The sequence below is a fragment of the Niastella soli genome (assembly GCF_017742245.1).
Lineage (GTDB): Bacteria > Bacteroidota > Bacteroidia > Chitinophagales > Chitinophagaceae > Niastella > Niastella soli.
The window spans coordinates 1,887,064-1,906,014 of the sequence record NZ_JAGHKO010000001.1; the positions used below are offsets into that span (position 1 = coordinate 1,887,064).

Annotated in this window: 14 protein-coding genes; 8 read left to right on the plus strand and 6 right to left on the minus strand. The window is 41.3% G+C overall.

Translation table 11 applies throughout. The annotated features are described in order from the left end of the window. Window positions 1-293 precede the first annotated feature (293 nt). The 4 genes from J7I42_RS07870 to idi all read left to right on the plus strand — a co-directional run bounded on the left by J7I42_RS07870 (window position 294) and on the right by idi (window position 3,512). Entirely contained in the window at window positions 294-1,049 is a 756-nt protein-coding gene (locus J7I42_RS07870) for a hypothetical protein (protein WP_209138224.1), read from the plus strand. Between the two features lie 139 nt (window positions 1,050-1,188). Beyond that, window positions 1,189-2,067 carry a MerR family transcriptional regulator gene (locus tag J7I42_RS07875; protein WP_209138225.1) on the plus strand — a complete coding sequence of 293 codons (879 nt, stop codon included), beginning with the start codon at window positions 1,189-1,191 and terminating at the stop codon, window positions 2,065-2,067. Between the two features lie 219 nt (window positions 2,068-2,286). Next, window positions 2,287-2,787, plus strand: coding sequence for an RNA polymerase sigma factor (locus J7I42_RS07880; protein WP_081144569.1), 501 nt, complete (start codon window positions 2,287-2,289; stop codon window positions 2,785-2,787). 182 nt (window positions 2,788-2,969) lie between these two features. Next, on the plus strand, window positions 2,970-3,512 hold the full coding sequence (gene idi, locus J7I42_RS07885) for an isopentenyl-diphosphate Delta-isomerase (protein WP_209138226.1): 543 nt from the start codon (window positions 2,970-2,972) through the stop codon (window positions 3,510-3,512). A 212-nt stretch (window positions 3,513-3,724) separates the two neighbouring features. Here idi and J7I42_RS07890 read toward each other — a convergent pair whose 3' ends face one another. After that, the gene (locus tag J7I42_RS07890) at window positions 3,725-3,922 is read right to left on the minus strand and encodes a helix-turn-helix domain-containing protein (protein ID WP_209138227.1); all 198 of its coding nucleotides are present in this window, start codon (window positions 3,920-3,922) and stop codon (window positions 3,725-3,727) included. A gap of 210 nt (window positions 3,923-4,132) precedes the next feature. Between J7I42_RS07890 and J7I42_RS07895 the strand changes: the two genes are divergently transcribed. Continuing rightward, window positions 4,133-4,411 carry a hypothetical protein gene (locus J7I42_RS07895; RefSeq protein WP_209138228.1) on the plus strand — a complete coding sequence of 93 codons (279 nt, stop codon included), beginning with the start codon at window positions 4,133-4,135 and terminating at the stop codon, window positions 4,409-4,411. Window positions 4,412-4,543: 132 nt separating this feature from the next. Here the strand turns inward: J7I42_RS07895 and J7I42_RS07900 are convergent, their stop codons facing one another. The 5 genes from J7I42_RS07900 to J7I42_RS07920 are packed head-to-tail and all read right to left on the minus strand — an operon-like array spanning window position 4,544 to window position 12,820. Beyond that, window positions 4,544-6,937, minus strand: coding sequence for a hypothetical protein (locus J7I42_RS07900; protein WP_209138229.1), 2,394 nt, complete (start codon window positions 6,935-6,937; stop codon window positions 4,544-4,546). A 29-nt stretch (window positions 6,938-6,966) separates the two neighbouring features. Further along, window positions 6,967-8,118 carry a DUF4249 domain-containing protein gene (locus J7I42_RS07905; protein WP_209138230.1) on the minus strand — a complete coding sequence of 384 codons (1,152 nt, stop codon included), beginning with the start codon at window positions 8,116-8,118 and terminating at the stop codon, window positions 6,967-6,969. A 60-nt stretch (window positions 8,119-8,178) separates the two neighbouring features. Beyond that, window positions 8,179-9,321 (minus strand): DUF4249 domain-containing protein, encoded by a 1,143-nt coding sequence (locus J7I42_RS07910; protein WP_209138231.1) that lies wholly within the window; start codon window positions 9,319-9,321, stop codon window positions 8,179-8,181. A 12-nt stretch (window positions 9,322-9,333) separates the two neighbouring features. Continuing rightward, entirely contained in the window at window positions 9,334-12,099 is a 2,766-nt protein-coding gene (locus tag J7I42_RS07915; protein WP_209138232.1) for a TonB-dependent receptor, read from the minus strand. 1 nt (window position 12,100) lies between these two features. Further along, window positions 12,101-12,820, minus strand: coding sequence for a hypothetical protein (locus J7I42_RS07920; RefSeq protein WP_209138233.1), 720 nt, complete (start codon window positions 12,818-12,820; stop codon window positions 12,101-12,103). Window positions 12,821-13,538: 718 nt separating this feature from the next. Here J7I42_RS07920 and J7I42_RS07925 point away from each other — a divergent pair. From J7I42_RS07925 to J7I42_RS35535, 3 genes are all read left to right on the plus strand, one after another. Continuing rightward, a complete protein-coding gene (locus tag J7I42_RS07925) occupies window positions 13,539-16,466 on the plus strand; it encodes an FAD-binding and (Fe-S)-binding domain-containing protein (RefSeq protein WP_209138234.1) in 2,928 nt (975 codons plus the stop codon). Window positions 16,467-17,132: 666 nt separating this feature from the next. Continuing rightward, on the plus strand, window positions 17,133-18,167 hold the full coding sequence (locus tag J7I42_RS07930) for a sensor histidine kinase (RefSeq protein WP_209138235.1): 1,035 nt from the start codon (window positions 17,133-17,135) through the stop codon (window positions 18,165-18,167). 1 nt (window position 18,168) lies between these two features. Beyond that, a complete protein-coding gene (locus tag J7I42_RS35535; protein WP_209138236.1) occupies window positions 18,169-18,885 on the plus strand; it encodes a LytR/AlgR family response regulator transcription factor in 717 nt (238 codons plus the stop codon). The last annotated feature ends 66 nt before the right edge of the window (window positions 18,886-18,951 follow it).

Consider the following 18,951-nt stretch of genomic DNA (forward strand, 5'->3'; position numbering starts at 1 on the left):
ACCATTTCCTTTTACCAACCTTTTCCTTTCGCTAACCGTATCCTCTTCGTGTTAGCCGTGTCCTTTTCACATATAAGAAATAAGTGTAATTTCTTATAGGGTTGTACCTATAAACTTTATAATTTGCATTTTAATTATATGACAGGATTTCTGTCTATGTGTTAACTATTTAAATCCATACATTGAAACAATCGCGGACGCACTTCGTAATTCGAGTATTAAAAGTGCTTCAAAGCAGGTACGCTTTGTTTTTTATAAATGGCTTTCTATTAGCCTGTCTTCTTTATTTTTATATGGAAGATAATTATGAGAATCAGCTTTTTAAATCGATAGCTGGTTACGTTGTTGAGAAAGTGCCTGAGTCAGAAAACAAAGAAGAAAAATTATTATTACAAAGCTTACATCTTTCCAAATACCTTGGGGATACCCGCTCGTTTATTTTTCAAAATAAGAAATTGAATTCCTGGGAAGCTTTGATCCATCCTGTTACGGTTGATCTGATGACAGCTGATGGAGCGTGTGGTAGCTACGCATTCATTTTAAGTTATATTTTAAATGAGTTAAAGATCCCTAATCGTATTGCGCAAATGAAAGTAGGTAATATGTATGGTGGACATATTTTGGTTGAAGCAAAAACTTCAAAAGGATGGGTTGTGTTGGATGGTTCTTATGATTTATGTTTTCGCAAAAAGGATGGCGGATTGGCCAGCTTTTCGGAGGTGAGTAACAATTGGGATTATTATAAAAATCAAGTCCCTGATAGTTATAATTCAGGGTATCGGTATGAAGGTGTCCGATATACGAACTGGGATAAAATACCAGTTGTATTGCCGCTGTTTAAAAAAGTGTTAGAGGTATTTCTTGGCAAGGAAAGAGTTGAACAAATCTCAATGCGAAATTATTTTTTAAGAAAGTTCAGGGTACTTTTTAATGTCTCGGCCTTAATATATCTCACGCTTATCATCAGGATAATCATAAAACGGTTGAAACTATTCCGGATGGGAATTGAATTATATTTTCCTATCATGTTTCCTTCTCTTGAGATATAATATATAAAGTCAGGTTACTTATTGATTATCAATTTTGTAAGTTTCGGTATTGCTCAGTACCTTCCTGTTTTGATTAAGGGGGAGAGATTCTTTGCCGTAGCTTAAACAATTTAACCTTGCACTTTGTATTTAATTGTATATGAATGCGTTTACCATAAAGGACCTGGAAAATCTTTCTGGTATTAAAGCCCATACAATTCGTATATGGGAACAACGCTATTCATTTTTACGCCCGCAGCGTACTTCTACCAATATTCGTTATTACACCAATGAGGAATTAAAAATAGTCCTCAATATTGCCCTGCTTAATAAATATGGGTATAAAATTTCCCATATCGACAAGATGAGCTCTGAAGAGGTGCGGGAAAAGATTGTAACGCTTTCTCATGCTGAGGCCCAGCAGGAACGGCTGGTGAACGATCTGTTGCAATATATGATTGATCTCGACCTGGAAAGATTTGAAGATCTGCTGGATACTTTTATCCAGGCGAAAGGTATTGATAAGGTGATTAGCTTTCTGATTTTTCCATTTCTTGATAAAATAGGCATTTTATGGCAGGCCAGCCATATTCATCCGGCTCAGGAACACGTGGTTACCAATATTATTCGCCAAAAGTTGATCGTTGGTATCGAAAGCGTGGTATCTCATATTGCGGTTAATAAAAAGGTGATCCTTTTTTTGCCGGAGGGCGAATATCATGAATTGGGGTTGTTGTACACTTATTACCTCCTCAAAAGCCGGGGTGTACAGGTTATATATCTGGGTGCTAATGTGCCCTTTCACGATCTGGAATTCATAACCTCCTATAAACAACCCGATTACCTGTATACCCACCTGACCTGTATTGCCGGTAATTTTAATTTTGAGAAATTTCTTACCAAGATCCATCAACACGCTCCTCAGGTACAGATCATTGTTTCGGGTCAGCTTACCAATTGCAATATGAAGAAATTACCCGCCGGCGTTCTTTTAAAACGCTCATTGTCAGAGGTTTTAGAGTTTATTGCTGCCTTGTAACTCTCATTTTACCGTAAATTTTCCAATCCTTTTTCATTTTATTAACAAATATTTCAGCCTATTAACCGTCAATCATAATAGGGGTAGGGATTTTCTGTATTGTCATATCCTGCCAGGTGAGGCTGGTTTGATTATTTATAGAATTATTAAGCTCCCTGAATTTTTTCCGTAAGCGATTTCTGTTTAAATTTGTGATGTAATTATTTAAACAACTTTTTTATGTCGACGGTTGAATTTAATCAAATGCTGGTGAACAATGCGGAGTTTTTGAAGCCGTTTGCAATAACGTTGACGAGAGACTCAGAGGCTGCGAAAGACCTGTTTCAGGAAACGTTGTTTCGTGCATTGGCCAACAAGGACAAGTATAGTGTAGGCACTAATATCAAAGCGTGGCTGTATACTATCATGCGCAATATCTTTATTAACAATTACCGGAGAAAAGTTAAACAGAATACTATTTTTGATAGTACTCCTAATGATTTTCTGATTAACCAGACTCAAAGTGTTGTTGCCAATAATGCTGAATCAAATTTGCGGTTAAAGGATATTCAGGAAGCTATCCATAACCTGCCACAGATATTCAGGAATCCGTTTCTGTTATATTTTGATGGGTTTAAATACCATGAAATTGCAGATATGCTGGGTGAACCTTTGGGTACGATAAAGAGCCGTATTCACTTTGCCCGTAAGCTGTTGAAAACGCAGATAGAGCGGCATTAATAAGGCTGGTTATAGCGTTATCAAACCAGTAAGGGATATGCTGTATCTGTCGGGAATCGATGCCATAGGCTGTGTTTCATTTACCTCCCTTATTAAGTATTGAATTTATCTTATTCAATAAACAGGCTATTTCTATGCTTTTAAACCATGGTAACACCATGATTATTTAGCAACTTTGTGCAATGAGTAAAGTAACAGACGTAATATTGGTAAATGGACAGGATGAGCCCATTGGTATAATGGAAAAAATGGAGGCGCATCGCAAAGCCGTATTGCATCGTGCTTTTAGCGTTTTTATTTTCAATAGTAAAGGCGAAATGCTATTACAGCAACGGGCCGCAGGTAAATACCACAGCGGTGGTTTATGGACCAATACCTGCTGCAGCCATCCGATCCCGGGAGAAGATACCCTGCAGGCAGCCACCCGACGGCTAAATGAAGAAATGGGGTTCACTACCTTATTGGAAAAGATCTTCGATTTTGTATACCAGGCCGAGTTTGAACATGGATTAACGGAACATGAATTTGATCATGTTTTTATTGGGATGTATGAGGGTAAAATAGCGCCCGATCCGATGGAAGTAAAGGACTATTGTTATAAAAGCCTTGAAGAAATAGAAGCTACTTTATTATCGCACCCCCAGAAGTATACGGCATGGTTTAATATAGCATTTCCCAAGGTACAGCGATGGGCTGCAGAAAACCTGGTGAAAAAGGTAGTATAAATTTCAACTTCCCTTTAGTGTTACAACGCTTGTAAAGTAAGATAACACGCTTCCTATAAGGGTATAAACATATTGAGCATTTCAATGAATGAAGCAGGACATATCTATGATCCTGCTTTTTTGTTGGATTCCATGGGCCTTTACAGCGGTGCCAAAATTATCTGGATCCCTCGATAACAGGGAACTTTATTTAGGCCAATGCCTACTGAATATTACTGCCTTAGAAGCAAATAAGCAGGAATATCCAACGCTTCGGCCAATTGAGCCAGTGTATTGAGTGTAACATTAACCTCTCCGTTCTCCATTCTACTTATTTCAGCATTGTCAATATTACAAAGTGCGTATAAGTCGCGCTGACTCAAGCCCTTTTCATTTCTAAGCTGACGCAGGTTAGCGCCGAACGTTTTCAAAATCTGGTGGTGATTAGCAGCCAATGGTATAGTATTAGAGGGTTAAGATGAAATTTTTTTTTAATTTTTCAGCTGTGGTATACTACATCATATTAAAATATTTATTATCTTCGTTTGAGCATTATCAGGGGATTGCAACGGTAGGGGAGCTGATTTAAGCTTGTTTTACCTGTTTCAATGGATTTTTCCTTCACTATTAACCATATTGCTATGCGATCCCTGAATAAACATCCTGACTGGCATAATCAACCACTTCGGCTAAATGAAGAAGAAGTAAAGAATCCCCGCTTAGTCATCGATAATTTTTTCGAGTATTATCATTTGCAGGAGGTGCGGCAAACGTTGTGGAACTGGATGGTAGAAGTTGTAAGCAGCAGCCGTAGCATTTCACAGGAAGGTCAGCAACGAAATGATCATATTTACTTCTATGAAAAACTGGAAGCACTTATAGAAGCTGCCTATTTAATTAATAATAGAACAGATTCATAAGTGCTTCATGAAATATGTTGTTTGTTTTTCACGGTTCTATATGGCAGACTTTTAGATGTATGTTTTAGGTTGGGGGATTCCTGCGCCTTTTAAGTACCATCCTGTACCCTATAATATTAATTGGTTCAAGAGTTATTTGCCTGTTACATCAAAAGTAAAATAGTAGCTGCCTGCATACCCGGCCTCATCTATACCCTGTAAAACGGCAACATATTTCCCTTTCATGTCGCTGGTGTAAAATTCAACAGTTGCATTGCCACTGGCGTCGGTTTGCACATCGGGTTCCCAAAACAACAGATTTCTGAAATCCGGTAAGCGGCTGCTTGCCTGTTGTTCAGTTTTATATACGGGTGAATAGAAGTTGCGTTTCAATTGCAGTCCTTCATAATCAAGGATCACTGCTTTGGAATCGAGTTTCAGGCTTTCCATATCGCCATGATAAGTAGTAAAATTTACGATACCCTGATAATTAAATTCTCCTTTGATATACTTATTGGTAACCACCTCCAGCCTATTCACTTTTAACGGATCATAGCCCAACAATATGTTATTATCAACCTTAACGCCATCCAATAAAATAAGCGGGTCTGTAGGATAAAAATCATGGGAATCATAATCGAATACCTTTAAATGTAATTGCCCTCCAAAACGACGTATGGCCACCTCGGGCACATATTCGCGCAGCACTTCTTCCATAGTGGTGAAGCGCGTATAATCATCCAGCTTATACACCTTGGTCGGTTTTCCATAGAATGGCGTTGTATCGATAGCCGGTAAGGTAAACTGGCTTATTTTATTTGCTTCATACGTATTGAGCACCTGCATGCCAATGCTTTGCTCATTTAATGATTGTTGGGCAACATCAGACAGCGAAAATGCCGGTAAAATAGCCTCGTTGTATTTTTCCGAAAAAGGATTTAATACCTCCAGGTGGTAATTGCTGTCGGGATTATCAGTTTGTATAATTATCTCATTTTGGCCATAATAATCCCTTACATCAAAATATATTCTCCCCCTTTCGCTTGCTTTGGAATTATAGAACTGCAATGGGATACCTGGTATCGACAGCCAGGCTTCAGTTGCAGCATTAAGTGTGGCATTAGGATCGTTACCTTTTATTTGGCAATTAATGATATGCCCATCGAATTCAGGCACAAATTCAAATGCCGGGCGTTTATCGTTGAATACGTGGTCCCAGTCAAATTTGCGCCAGCCATGTACCAGTAATAAATTGTCGGCAGCTTCTTTTACTTCTTCATTGTCTGTTGTCAAATACCAGCCAGGTGATTCAATATTGCCTGTCAGTTCGCTCGTAAGCCATAAATAACTCAATACAGAATTAGGATCTACAGTTTGCAATGAGTCGAGGCGGTATACTGCTACAGATAAATTGGCTGGGGAACCGGTTTGGGCATTCGCATGTTGCGTGTTTACCGCCAGGGCCACCCGTTTACGATTTCCGTATGCTGCGGCATTACTGCTGGCTGCAACGGCTAATACCTGTTGTGGTTTTTTAAAATACAAACGCTCGCAAACCGGTTGTTGGCGTTCATTGAAAACGGTGAGTGTAGAAACTCCTTCTGCCAGTTTAGTTTTGTCTATCAAAAAAGTAGCCACCCCGTTGGTAATGGTTTGTTTTTCGGCAATCTGCATAGTTTGCCGGGTACAGGCAAATAAGTATACGGGTTGTGAAGGAGCTGATTGGCTGGTAACCGTAACCTTAATAGAGCCGGCTGTTTCTTCAACCAGTTGCATCACATACCCCTGTTCATAAACAGCGGGTAAGTTTTGTACAATGGTACGGCCATTGGCCAGCGTGATCACTGCTTTAGCTGGTTGGGTGCTGGCAGGCGTGAACATAAAATGGCCCATGCCAAATTTGAATGATTGAAAAGAAAGCAGGGTGTCATTTTTTTCTGACAATACCATTCCCTTACATGCTATTCCCTTGCCTGAAGGATCAGTAATCTGAAACGCAACTTTACTGGTAATATCCTTTACCAGGTTACCACCTTCCGGGAAGAAGGCCACCTGGTAATATTTGGTGGTATCTGCTGCAGGAACTGTTAGCGTTTTTAAGGTATTTACAATGGTAACCGGTTTTTCAAAATAAAAAGCGGCACTGAAATTTTTCATCCAGTTAGTATAGGCACGTAATTTATAATTACCCGACGTGATAGATACCGGTAAAAAAAATGAACCATTACCTTTACCCTTGGTGAGGGGTACCTTGGTTTGCATTACCGGCTTATTGTCCTTGTCAAGGATTTCTAAATAGGCAATTTTACTCAGATCAACTGGTTGGTATAAGATGCCATCAACATTATATATTTTAAACCACAACAATTCACCTGCTACATAGAAGTTTTTATCTGTATGCACATACATCTTTTCAAGGTGGGTGCTATTGCTGTATTGTTTGAACTGTTCAGGTACCCCCATAAATATTTCCTGTGCTTGTGTTTTATTTTTTAACAACAGCACCAGGGTCAGGAGTAAGAATATATATTGGCTGATTTTTTTCATGTATACAGGTTGTTAAACAGGTAAGTAGGTTATGGCCAGAAAGATGGTTTTTTAGTTTTGCCGCCACGTAATCTACAATCTACGCAGTTAGGAGTAATTCCAACATAGCTTATAATATCACCGGTGCGGCTGATGTCGCGCGGTGTTGTAGGCATATAGTTTGTGAATTTATTTATGTCAGACACAGGTACTTCTACTATATCGCACAGTAAATAATATTGCCAGTCCGGTACATCCCGCCAACGGTCAATCCAAAGTCTTTTTTCCATTCGGTTGGCAATTCCAATATAACCAATCACCGGTTCATTGGCATTGGAAAGACAGTGAATATTACCCTTAAGTTCAGATGGCTGGCGACCAAAGACGTTGCCTGTTTCCTCTGAATTCTTTTTCATTTTATCCAGGTATTCGTATTCTTCTTTACTTAGCGCATACTGCTTTACAAGCAGGCTGTACAATACACTTAATTTGAACGATGCCGGCTCTATATATACCAGGGGTTTGTGTATACTGTCAAGGCTTAATTTGGCTGAAGAACCCAGTATAAGGTCGGTTGAATTTTGATTGCCCCAGCAGGTAAAAAGCGAATCTATGTACTTTTTATCCGGTCTGCGCCATTTAACCCCTACGATGGCATGAGTGGTGGGGTCTCTCAAAAATTCGAGGGCAGTATAATAAGACGAATGATATTCCCAGGTTTCTTCGGTTGTCCAGTGATAATACCAGGTATTGTTTTTAGTGTCATGTGTATTTACATATATCTGCAAACCTCCATTGTCCCTTACCCATCCAACACTATCAATGGGGGGAGCTTCCTTCACATTTACATAGTCTGAAGCATATTCCTTGCCTTCATTTGTTTTAATATACAACCGGTATTGCTGGCTGTGGTTCAGGTTTATCAGGTTGTTGATATAATTACCGCCGGGTGTTTCAGCAAGGTTGAATGAAGAATTATCACGCCCCTGCAATTGAACTTTAGCAAGTGTTTCATTAATGAGTTTGGCCGTGTCGTTCAGGGGAATGGATCGGGATAAATGTATTTCAGCTGGCCCGTTGGCGCTAATATAGCCCTCTACAACCAGGTAACCGGTAACAGATGTTTTTACCGGCGCATCATATTTGTCTTTACAACAAAGCAGCAGCAGAAGCATCAGGCAGCAATATGCGATCTTTCTCATTTATTATAGGGTTTAAAACCTGATATATTGTTGTATTGATTGAACAGTTCCGAAAACAGGTTATGGCCAAAAGGATGGCTTTTTTGTATTGCCGCCACGTAACGTACAGTCTACACAGTAATTGGTGACCCCCAGGTAACTGACTATGCCGCCGGGTCCGTAGTCAATCGGCATAGTAGGCATTAAATGGGTGAATTCTCTTATATCCTCCACCTTTACTATTTCTGCTTCACATTGCAAATAAAATTTCCAATCGGGAATCTCAAACCAGTTGATCCATATTCGCTTTTCCTGGCGGTTGGCAATACCGATATAACCGATCACTGGTTCATTGGGGTTGGACAGACTGTGAATATTGCCTTTGAGCTCAGAAGGCTGGCGGCCAAATATATTACCGGTTTCTTCTGAATTCTTTTTCATTTTATCCAGGTATTCATATTCTTCCTTTCCGAGTGCATATTGTTTTACAAGCAGGCTGTATAAATAACTCAGCTTGTATGAGGCTGGCTCTATAAATGCCACCGGTTTATGTATACTGTCAATGCCTAATTTGGCCGAAGAACCCAGTATAATGCTGGTTGAGTTCTGACTGTTCCAGCAGGTGTAAAAAGAATCTATTCGCTGCATATCAGGTCTGCGCCATTTAACCCCTACGATAGCATGAGTGGTGGGGTCTTTCAAAAATTCGAGGGCAGTATAATACGAGGAGTGATATTCCCAGGTTTCTTCGGTTGTCCAGCGATAATACCAGGTATTGTTTTTCGTGTCATGTGTATTTACATATAATTGCAAACCGCCGTTGTCCTTTACCCAGCCAACACTATCAATGAGTGGCGCAATCTTCACGTTTACATAATCTGAAGCATATTCTTTCCCTTCTTTTGTTTTAATGTACAACCGGTATTGCTGGCTGTGGCTCAGGTTTATCAGATTGTTGATATAGTTACCACCGGGTGTTTCAGCAAGGTTGTAAGAAGAATTATCACGCCCCTGCAGTTGAACTTTAGCAAGCGTTTCGTTAATGAGTTTGGCTGTGTCGTTCAGGGGAATGGAACGGGATAAATGAATTTCAGCTGGCCCGTTGGCGCTAATATAGCCTTCTACAACCAGGTAACCGGTAACAGGTGCTTTTACGGGCGCATCATATTTGTCTTTGCAACAAAGTAGCAGCATCATCAGGCAGCAGTATGCGGTCTTTCTCATTTATTATATGGTTTAAAACCTGATATTAAAGTTTACGAACGGAATGGCATTACCGAAAATGGACAGCTTATAACCATTGATAGCGCCATTTTCTGAAACATAATACACTGAATATGGATTTCTTCTGGCAGTAAGGTTGTATATCCCCACCGTCCAGGAATTATGGGTTTTCTGATGCACTTTATGATTGCCTTCAATATTCATCGACAGGTCGGTGCGGAAATAGTCGGGAATACGGTACGCATTGCGATCAGCATATAAAGCCCGCCAGGAGTTGGAATAAAAGAAACGCCCGATGGGTAAGGTAATGGGACGGCCCGTACTATAAGTGATATTCATGGAAACACTAAACCGGTGACTGAACCGGTAGTTACCTACCATGGTAATATCGTTTGGTTTATCATAGCTGGCGGGGTAATACTTGCCATTATTGATCAACTCACCTTTGGTAGAATCATCCATTTTCAGCAGTATGCGCGACCAGGTGTAACTGATCCATCCATTTAACTTGCCGGTCTGTTTTTTAACCATCAACTCTACTCCATAGGCTTTTCCTTTAGTGCCTATTACATCTGTTTCAATATGGTGGTTCAGCACCAACTGTGCTCCGCTTTTGTAATCGAGGTAATTTTTTATATTCTTATAATATACTTCCGCCGAAGTTTCGATGGTGTTCGATTTGAAGTTCTTGTATAGACCAAACGAAACCTGGTCGCCCAATTGGGGTTTAATATTGGGGTCGCTCAATTTCCATATGTCTGTGGGAGAAATAGCGGTAGTATTGGATAAAACATGGATGTATTGCCGTAGTGAATTGTACCCGGCTTTTACCGAAAAGCTTTGGGTGATGCTGTAACGAAGCGCCAACCGGTATTCCGGCCCCTGATAGGTATGAATGAATTTGTTTTTTGCATAGGTCGTTTGTTGCAGCAGGTTGTCATCAGTTACGGGTAAGCCGGGCGCATATTCATTTACCGTTTTGGGGCCAAGAAAATTGAAGATGGAATACCGTAATCCTGCCTGTAGTGACAATTCATCGGTAATATTCCATTTTTCACTGAGGTAGGCGGCGCTTTCCAGGGCATGTTCTGTTTCCATATTATCCGCTATTATCTGCGATGGTTTGCTGTTGGGCTCATACGTGCCGGGATGCAGCAGGTAACGGATGGAGCTGATGCCAAAATCAACCGTATGGTTGGCATTGATATACCAGTTGAAATCAGTTTTGAAATTATACTGGTTGATGTCGAATTTCATTTTGTATGCAAATAGGCTGTCTTTATCGCTGCCTATTCCGTAGTCGTAATGATCGTGCCCGGCAGTAAGCACCATGGTAAGTTTATTATTGAATAGGTGTTTCCATTTTAGGGATACGTTGGTATTTCTATAACCATATGTTGTATCGCTGTTCAAGTTAAAACGGTCCTTGCTCAAATACCCTGTTATATACAGGTTGTTATTTTTATTGAACTGGTGACTGATGTTCAGGTTCAGGTCATAAAACGAAGCCTTGCTGTGTTTGTATTCATTGGGGAGAAATTGTAGCAGCCAGTTGGCATAGGTTGTTCTGGCGCCCACAATAAAAGAAGTTTTATCCTTTTTAATTGGACCTTCCAGGGTAATGCGGCTGGTAAGTAAGCCAATACCTGCTACCCCTGCAAATTCCTTTTTATTGCCTTCACGACTGTTGATATCGAGCACTGACGAAAGACGGCCGCCATATTTGGATGGTATACTGCTTTTATAAAGTTCTACATCCTTCACCACTTCGGGATTGAATGCGGAGAAGAAGCCAAAAAAGTGCGAGGGATTGTAAATAGTAGCATCGTTAAATAAGATCAGGTTCTGGTCGGCTGATCCACCGCGTACATTAAAGCCAGTGCTGGCTTCGCCAACGGTTTTTACTCCGGGCAACATAAGTACTGCTTTTATAATATCGGCTTCCCCAAAAGCAGTTGGTACCTGTTTGATGGCTTTTATGGTAAGGCGGTCAATACCCATTTGCACATTACGAACGTTGGCCAGCTTTTGTGCAGAAACGATCACTTCTTTTAATGAAGTAACGCGCTCATCCATATCTATATTAAAATTGCCGGTTGAATATACCATTACCTGCCGCCGTGTATCTTTCATGCCAATACCCTGAATGGAGAGCGCATTGCGGCCTTTAGGCAGGGTGATAGAATAGTAGCCATATTGGTCTGTGGCCGCCGTTACTGCAGGATTCAGGGATGTAATAGTGGCGCCTGCTATCGGTTCCCCGGTCTTTATATTTCGCACATAACCGGCCATGACCACCGAACCTGTACCTGGATTGTTATTTCGGATACCGATCTCAAAGAGTTTATTTTCTATAGAAGCGTCTACACGGATTTTCTTTTTATCGCCATAATAGGGGGGCACTCCTTGCAGCGTATCTGTTGTTGGAGCAGATAAGAAACCAGGTGGTAATGTGGTCTTTATAATAGCACCTTTAGTGAGTAATACATAGTGCTGTTTTTCCGGGATGGCAAAATGATATTCTGAATTGGCAAATACCAGCTCCAGCACTTTTTGCAGCGATACATTGGTGACAGATACGCTAATACGCAGGCTGTCGAACTGGGCGGCATCATAATAAAAGTGATAGCCGGTTTGTGTTTCCAGTTCCATGATCAGGCTATCAACAGGCGCTCCCTGCAGTTCAATGCTCACTCTTTTTGAGCCAGGTTGTGCATAGATGGAGAGGCTAACCAGGAAAAGAAGGTTAATTAATATAAGCAGTTGCAGTTTTCTCATGTTACTTGTTTATCAGATCATAATAGGCAGCAGCTTTCACGATAGCGTTTTCCGGGTTTTTTCGGAATTTGATCCTGTTCTTGCGGAGATATTGTTTTACCTGCGGCGCTTTATTTTTTAAAACAGTTAAAAGGGTTTTATAATTTTTGATGTAATAAAACCTGCCTTCCTGCTTAATAAACACTGCATTGGTTTGAATAAACTCCCGTTCTACTTCGTCCTTGATCGTTTCTTCAATAACCTTTCCCCTTTTTACCAGCACTTTTGTATTACCGGTATATGCTTCATCGTAGAAGCCAGTAATAATTGGCGACCCGGAAGCACTATCGGCCTTTAAAAGAATGAAGTGATGATCAAGCAGGGTAAATGATTGTACTTTTTCTGATATCAATCCAACTTTTGAAAACCCGTTGTGGTGTTGAATGACCACCTGATCTTTTAACTGGTCGTATAACATAGACACATTGGCAAACTCCAGACCATCGTATACAAGAGTGCCTGTTGACAGTTCTCTTTGCAGAAAGTATGCATGACCTTTTATTTTGGAGGAATAGCCCAGGTGTTCAAACCCATTATACAAACGGGATTGTTTTTCAATAAAAGGATTATAAACATCACCGGCTTTAACAATGATTGGCAACGTGGCAGGAGTATTGTTTTGCGCCTTCCCCGAGAGTATAGGGGCCGCAAAAGCTAATACGAAAGCAGCATGTTTTAACATTATGCAGTTAATTTTTTCTCATGTGTATATCTGTATTACCAGATTTCTTCTGTAAGTGTTGCATTACAAGATAAATTTCTGGTAAAGCGGTTGTCTATTTTTTTCCCTGATAGATCGCCTGCGGTTTTGGAACTACAAGATAAATAATGTCATGTATGAAAGAGGGAGTATTAATGAAAATTAATTTTAAAAACGTCTGCGTGACAATCATATTAAGCTTTTTTTAGCAGGGACCATATAAACATCACCACATTTCGGTTGTTATAACTAGTTACAAAGTTTTTTGAGAAGCAATGTGACGGCAGCTTGTCACATTGCTGACGATCCGGGAGTAGTTGCTTCATCAGGCTGACTGTTTTCCCCGCTGGGTCCATCAGTAGTATTTTGTCAGGTTCCGGGAAAGTAAAGAGCATGGCAGAACTGATGATCGGACCCTCTTGACCGGGCATCTGAAGCCTTGCCCTGTTTCTCTGCAACTTCGCGACTGTGTGCCGCCATAGCAGTGGGGAAAGGTGCAGCAACGGGTCCTCAATTAGTAATTGCGCGGCACTTTATAAGATTTCCTGATAACGCCAGTAAATGACATTTTCTTAATCAATTGAGTATTAAGCAAATAATTTTTGAAAATTATCTAATATTTTGCCCGTTTGTCCCAAACCAATCGTAATGGAGTAAATTTGCACGCCGCTTGCGCGGCCCCAATCAAAGGAGAAGATTCATGAACAATTCTTTACAGCAATTGGCTAAAGACCTCGAAGGTGACTTGTATTTTGATAAAACAATGCGGGTTTTGTATGCTACTGACGCTTCGGCTTATCGCGAAATGCCCCTGGCCGTAGCCATACCGCGAAATATAAATGATATTAAGAAGCTGATCAGCTTTGCCCATACTCATAAAACCTCGCTGATACCGCGAACGGCGGGTACCTCCCTTGCGGGGCAGGTAGTGGGAAATGGTATCATAGTAGATGTTTCCAAAAACTTTACACAAATACTGGAGCTGAATTCGGCCGAACATTGGGTACGTGTTCAACCCGGGGTTATCAGGGATGAGCTGAACCTGTTCCTGAAGCCGCATGGCCTGTACTTTGGCCCAGAAACTTCAACCGCCAATCGCGCCATGATCGGTGGTATGGTGGGTAACAATTCCTGTGGCTCCAATTCAGTAATATATCGCAGCACGCGTGAACATTTGCTTGAAGTAAAAGCGTTACTAAGCGATGGTTCCGAAGCCGTGTTTTCGTCCATGGATATCGATGAATTCCATAAAAAGTGCGAAGGCAATACGCTGGAGGCCAATATTTATAAAACTGTCCGCAGCCTGTTAAGCAATTACGATAACCAGGTTGAGATCAGAAAAGAATTTCCCAAGCAAAGCATTGAGCGCAGGAATACGGGTTATGCAATGGATGTGATGCTGGAGATGGCGCCATTTACTGCGGGTGGCCCCGATTTTAATTTTTGCAGCCTCATCGCCGGTTCAGAAGGTACCCTGGCATTCCTTACCGAAATAAAATTGAACGTAGTGCCGCTGCCGCCCAAAGAAACCGGGTTGCTGTGTGTACACTTCAATTCAATTGATGAATCGCTGCGCGCCAATTTGATCGCGTTGAAATATAATCCCCGCGCCAGCGAACTGATAGACCATTATATACTTGAATGCACAAAAGATAATATAGAGCAACGCAAGAACCGTTTCTTTGTACAGGGCGATCCCGGGGCCATCCTTGTAGTGGAATATGCCGGCGCCACCCGGGAAGAAATAGCCGCAACTGCTAAAAAAGTAGAAGAAGAAATGCGGGCAGCTGGCTTGGGTTATCATTTTCCACTGCTGTTTGGCGACGATACCAAAAAGATCTGGACGTTACGCAAAGCGGGATTAGGGCTGTTGAGTAATTTACCGGGCGATGAAAAAGCCGTGCCGGTAATTGAAGACACTGCGGTAGATGTAAACGACCTGCCAGCTTATATCCGCGACTTTAATGAAATATTGAAGAAACATAACCTGTATTCGGTGCATTACGCGCATGCCGGTTCAGGTGAAATACATTTACGCCCCATCATTAATTTAAAAACGGAAGAAGGGAATGCATTGTTCCGCATCATTGCTGAAGAAATAGCTACCCTTGTAAAAAAATATTCCGGTTCATTAAGCGGTGAACATGGTGATGGCCGCTTACGTGGTGAGTTCATTCCGCAAATGGTGGGCGAAAAGAACTATCAATTACTAAAGCAGGTTAAATATACCTGGGACCCCGACAATATTTTCAACCCCAACAAGATCGTGGATACCCCATCCATGAACAGTATGTTGCGGTATACGCCGGGCCAAAAAACACCGGCCTTTAAAACGGTGTTCCGGTATCATAACCAGGATGTGTTGCAGCACGCCGAACAATGTAATGGTTCGGGCGACTGCCGTAAAACGCATTTATCGGGTGGAACCATGTGTCCTTCCTTTATGGCTACCCGAAATGAAAAGGACACTACCCGCGCCAGGGCCAACATTTTACGCGAAATGCTTACGCATTCCGACAAGGTCAATCGCTTTGATCATAAAGAGATCTATGAAGTAATGGACCTGTGTTTGAGCTGCAAAGGCTGCAAATCAGAATGTCCATCGAACGTGGATGTAGCCAAACTGAAAGCAGAGTTTTTGCAACAGTATTATGATGCGAATGGTGTGCCCATGCGTTCAAAGTTGATTGCCAATTTCTCGGCATCGGCAAAGCTGGGCGCCATTGCACCAGGGTTATACAATTTTGCTGTTACTAATCCAGTGATAGGAAAATGGATAAAACAGTTCTCTGGTTTTGCGGTGAAACGCAGTATGCCCACCTTGTATAAAACCACTTTACAAAGCTGGTATAAGAAAAACAAGGCAGAAGGCAGCGGGCAGAAGGCAGAAAGAATACAGAAAAAGGTATATCTGTTCTGTGATGAGTTTACGAATTATAATGATACTGAGATTGGAATAAAGGCCATTCAGTTGTTGGAGAAGCTGGGTTATGACGTGGTTATACCACAACATTTGGAAAGTGGCAGAACCTGGTTGTCGAAAGGATTGTTACGTAAGGCAAAAGAGATCGTCAATAAAAATATTGCACTTTTACACCCAATAGTTTCAGCAGAAACGCCGCTCATAGGTATTGAACCATCGGCTATTCTCACCTTCCGGGATGAGTACATTGACCTGGCTACAGATGAACAACTGGAAGCCGCCCGGCAACTGGCTAAGCATGTATTCACTTTCGAAGAGTTTATAGCCCGCGAAATAGAGAAAGGTGCTATTAGCAAAGAACAATTTACTACTGAGAAGAAAGTGATCCAGTTGCATGGACATTGTCAGCAAAAGGCATTGTCATCAACAGCCCCATCGGTAAAAATGATGTCGTTACCGGAAAATTATACGGTACAAACCATCCCATCAGGTTGTTGCGGTATGGCCGGTTCATTTGGCTTTGAAAAAGAGCACTATGACCTGTCGATGAAAATAGGGGAGCTGGTTTTGTTCCCCACTGTACGCAAACAACCGGCGGAGGTGATCATTGCAGCGCCCGGCACCAGCTGCCGCCACCAGGTGCTGGATGGCACCGGTAAACATGCCTTACACCCCGTAGAAGTGTTGTTTAATGCACTTAAGTAAGTATTGAAAATTTTTTATATGCACAACCCTTCCGATTTATTCGGGAGGTTTTTTTGAAGGAAATACTTTCAAATCTCACGTTTCCGGACTCGATCCGACCTCAATGCTATCTCAATGGTTTCTCTTTGGTACCTCTTTGCCTCCTCTTTGGGTCCTCGGAATTCGAGGTCTTTCGGGGGGGAATCGAGGAGGATCCGAGGAGGCAAAGAGAAGAAAATAGCAAACATCACCGGATTTCGACCATTCGTCACACCGGTTTCCTCGCTCCGTCACACCATTAAAGGTAATTCCGGGAAGAAATTACCATCCGTCACATGAATCGGGAATTTCATCCCATCGATCCGGGAACATCGCCCCATTTATTAAAAAGTGGAAATCACTTGCATCTATCTTTGAAATTCGTATACCGACGAGTGGGAGTCTGTCGGCATATGGAAGTTCTTTGACTTATTGATGCCAAATACAGGGTTGCATTAGCTAGCTGTAGTAGTAACGAAATAGGCCTACGAACCTAATAACTTAAACTTAGAACACTGAACTTAGGACTCGGAAACACTGAACCCGGAACTCCTAACTAAATTACCGTTCGTGGTACAGATAGGTCGTTTGTCTAAGAGTGTACCGCATTTTGTTGATTATTAGGTAACTTAGGTAAGAATTCGGGGTATGCATTACAACAAAAGCAATGTAAGGTTAAGTGTTTTGTTTTGGCTGCTTTACTTTTTGTACGAGTGGCTGGGGCAGGCTGCACTTTCAAGTGAGTATCTCCGTTACCTCATTAATGCCTCCGTAATTGTGCCCATTACCGGTATGGCTACCTGGTTCACCATTGAGGTATTGATAAAGAAGTTCCTGCTTAAAAAAAGAATTGTTGCTTTCCGCATCGGTTTTGTAGTAGGTTTGGTGGCATTTACTCTCATCCGGCGTGCATTTAACTATTTCTATACTTACCCCCATTATTGGCCAGAGGGGTTGAAGACCACTTCTTACTGGTGGTTTCCCAAACTTTTGATCGAGGGGGTGAACATTTACCTGATTGTGGCTCTGTATACCATGTTCTATTTTTTAAGGGCCTGGTACGAACAACAACGGCTTGCCCAGGAATTACAACGCGATAAGGCCATTGCGCAACTGGAATTATTAAAGAACCAGGTGCAGCCCCATTTTATCTTCAATACACTCAATAATATTTATTCGCTGTCGCTAAAGAACAGCCCCAGAACATCGGACCTTATTTACCGGTTATCGTCATTATTGAGTTATATGTTGTATGACAGCCGTCAGGAGTTCATTCCCGTGAGCAAGGAAATGGAATACATCCATAACTATATTGAACTGGAGAAAATACGGTATGGCGAGCGCCTCGATGTGGCCGTGAATTGTTTTGATTCCGTTGATCAGTTCACCATACCACCTCTCCTGATATTGCCATTGGTGGAGAACAGTTTTAAACACGGCGTTAGTAATGATGTGGGGAATAGCTGGATCCGGGTTGATCTTTCGGTAAAAGACGACTGGCTTACAGTAAAGATCGAGAACAGCCGGATCTCAGATGCCTATAATGGCCATGCAGTGTACAAAGGAATAGGTATGGAAAATGTAAAAAAACGATTGGAGATCATTTATCCCGAACGGCATGAATATAAATGCATGAGTGAAGGCCAGTCGTTTTTAACTATACTTAAAATTAAAAAAAGCTGATGTGAAAATACAATGTCTTATAGTAGATGACGAGCCGCCTGCCCGGGAGTTACTGGCTTCTTATATTGATAAGATGGACGACCTTGAAATAATCGGTCAGTGTGGCAATGCGCTGGAGGCATTTGCTTTTATTCAAAAATATCCCGTTCATATCCTGTTCCTCGATATTCAAATGCCCAGAATGAATGGGTTGGAGTTAATAAAATCATTACAGGAAAGACCGCGTATTATATTGACCACCGCTTATCGCGAGTTTGCGGTTGAAGGGTTTGAGCTGGATGTGCTTGATTACCTGGTTAAACCCGTAACGTTTGAACGGTTCCTGAAATCTATTTCAAAATACCATCAGTATAATATCCTGAAACAACCCGCTGCCATCGAGAACCGGGAGGAAGCATTTGAAAAAGCGTACATGTATTTTAAAGTGAATAAAGAACTGGTGAAAATATTTTTGAAGGAGATCATTTATATTGAAAGCATAAAGGACTATGTAAAAATAGTTACACCTGGCAAGAGTGTGATCACCTATCAGCGTATTGGGTATATGGAAGAAAAATTACCGGAGAATAAATTCGTACGCATTCATAAATCGTACATTATTTCGGTTGATAAGATAGTAAGCTATAATAACGAAGAGGTGAATGTGCAGTCTATCTCTTTGCCCATTGGCAGAAATTTTAAACAACAGTTTTTAAGGAGTCTGAAATCGGAAGTATAAAGCCAGAAGTATGAGGTAAGAAAATTCGCTAGCCTCCTACTTCTGGATCTTATCTATTGAGTGATT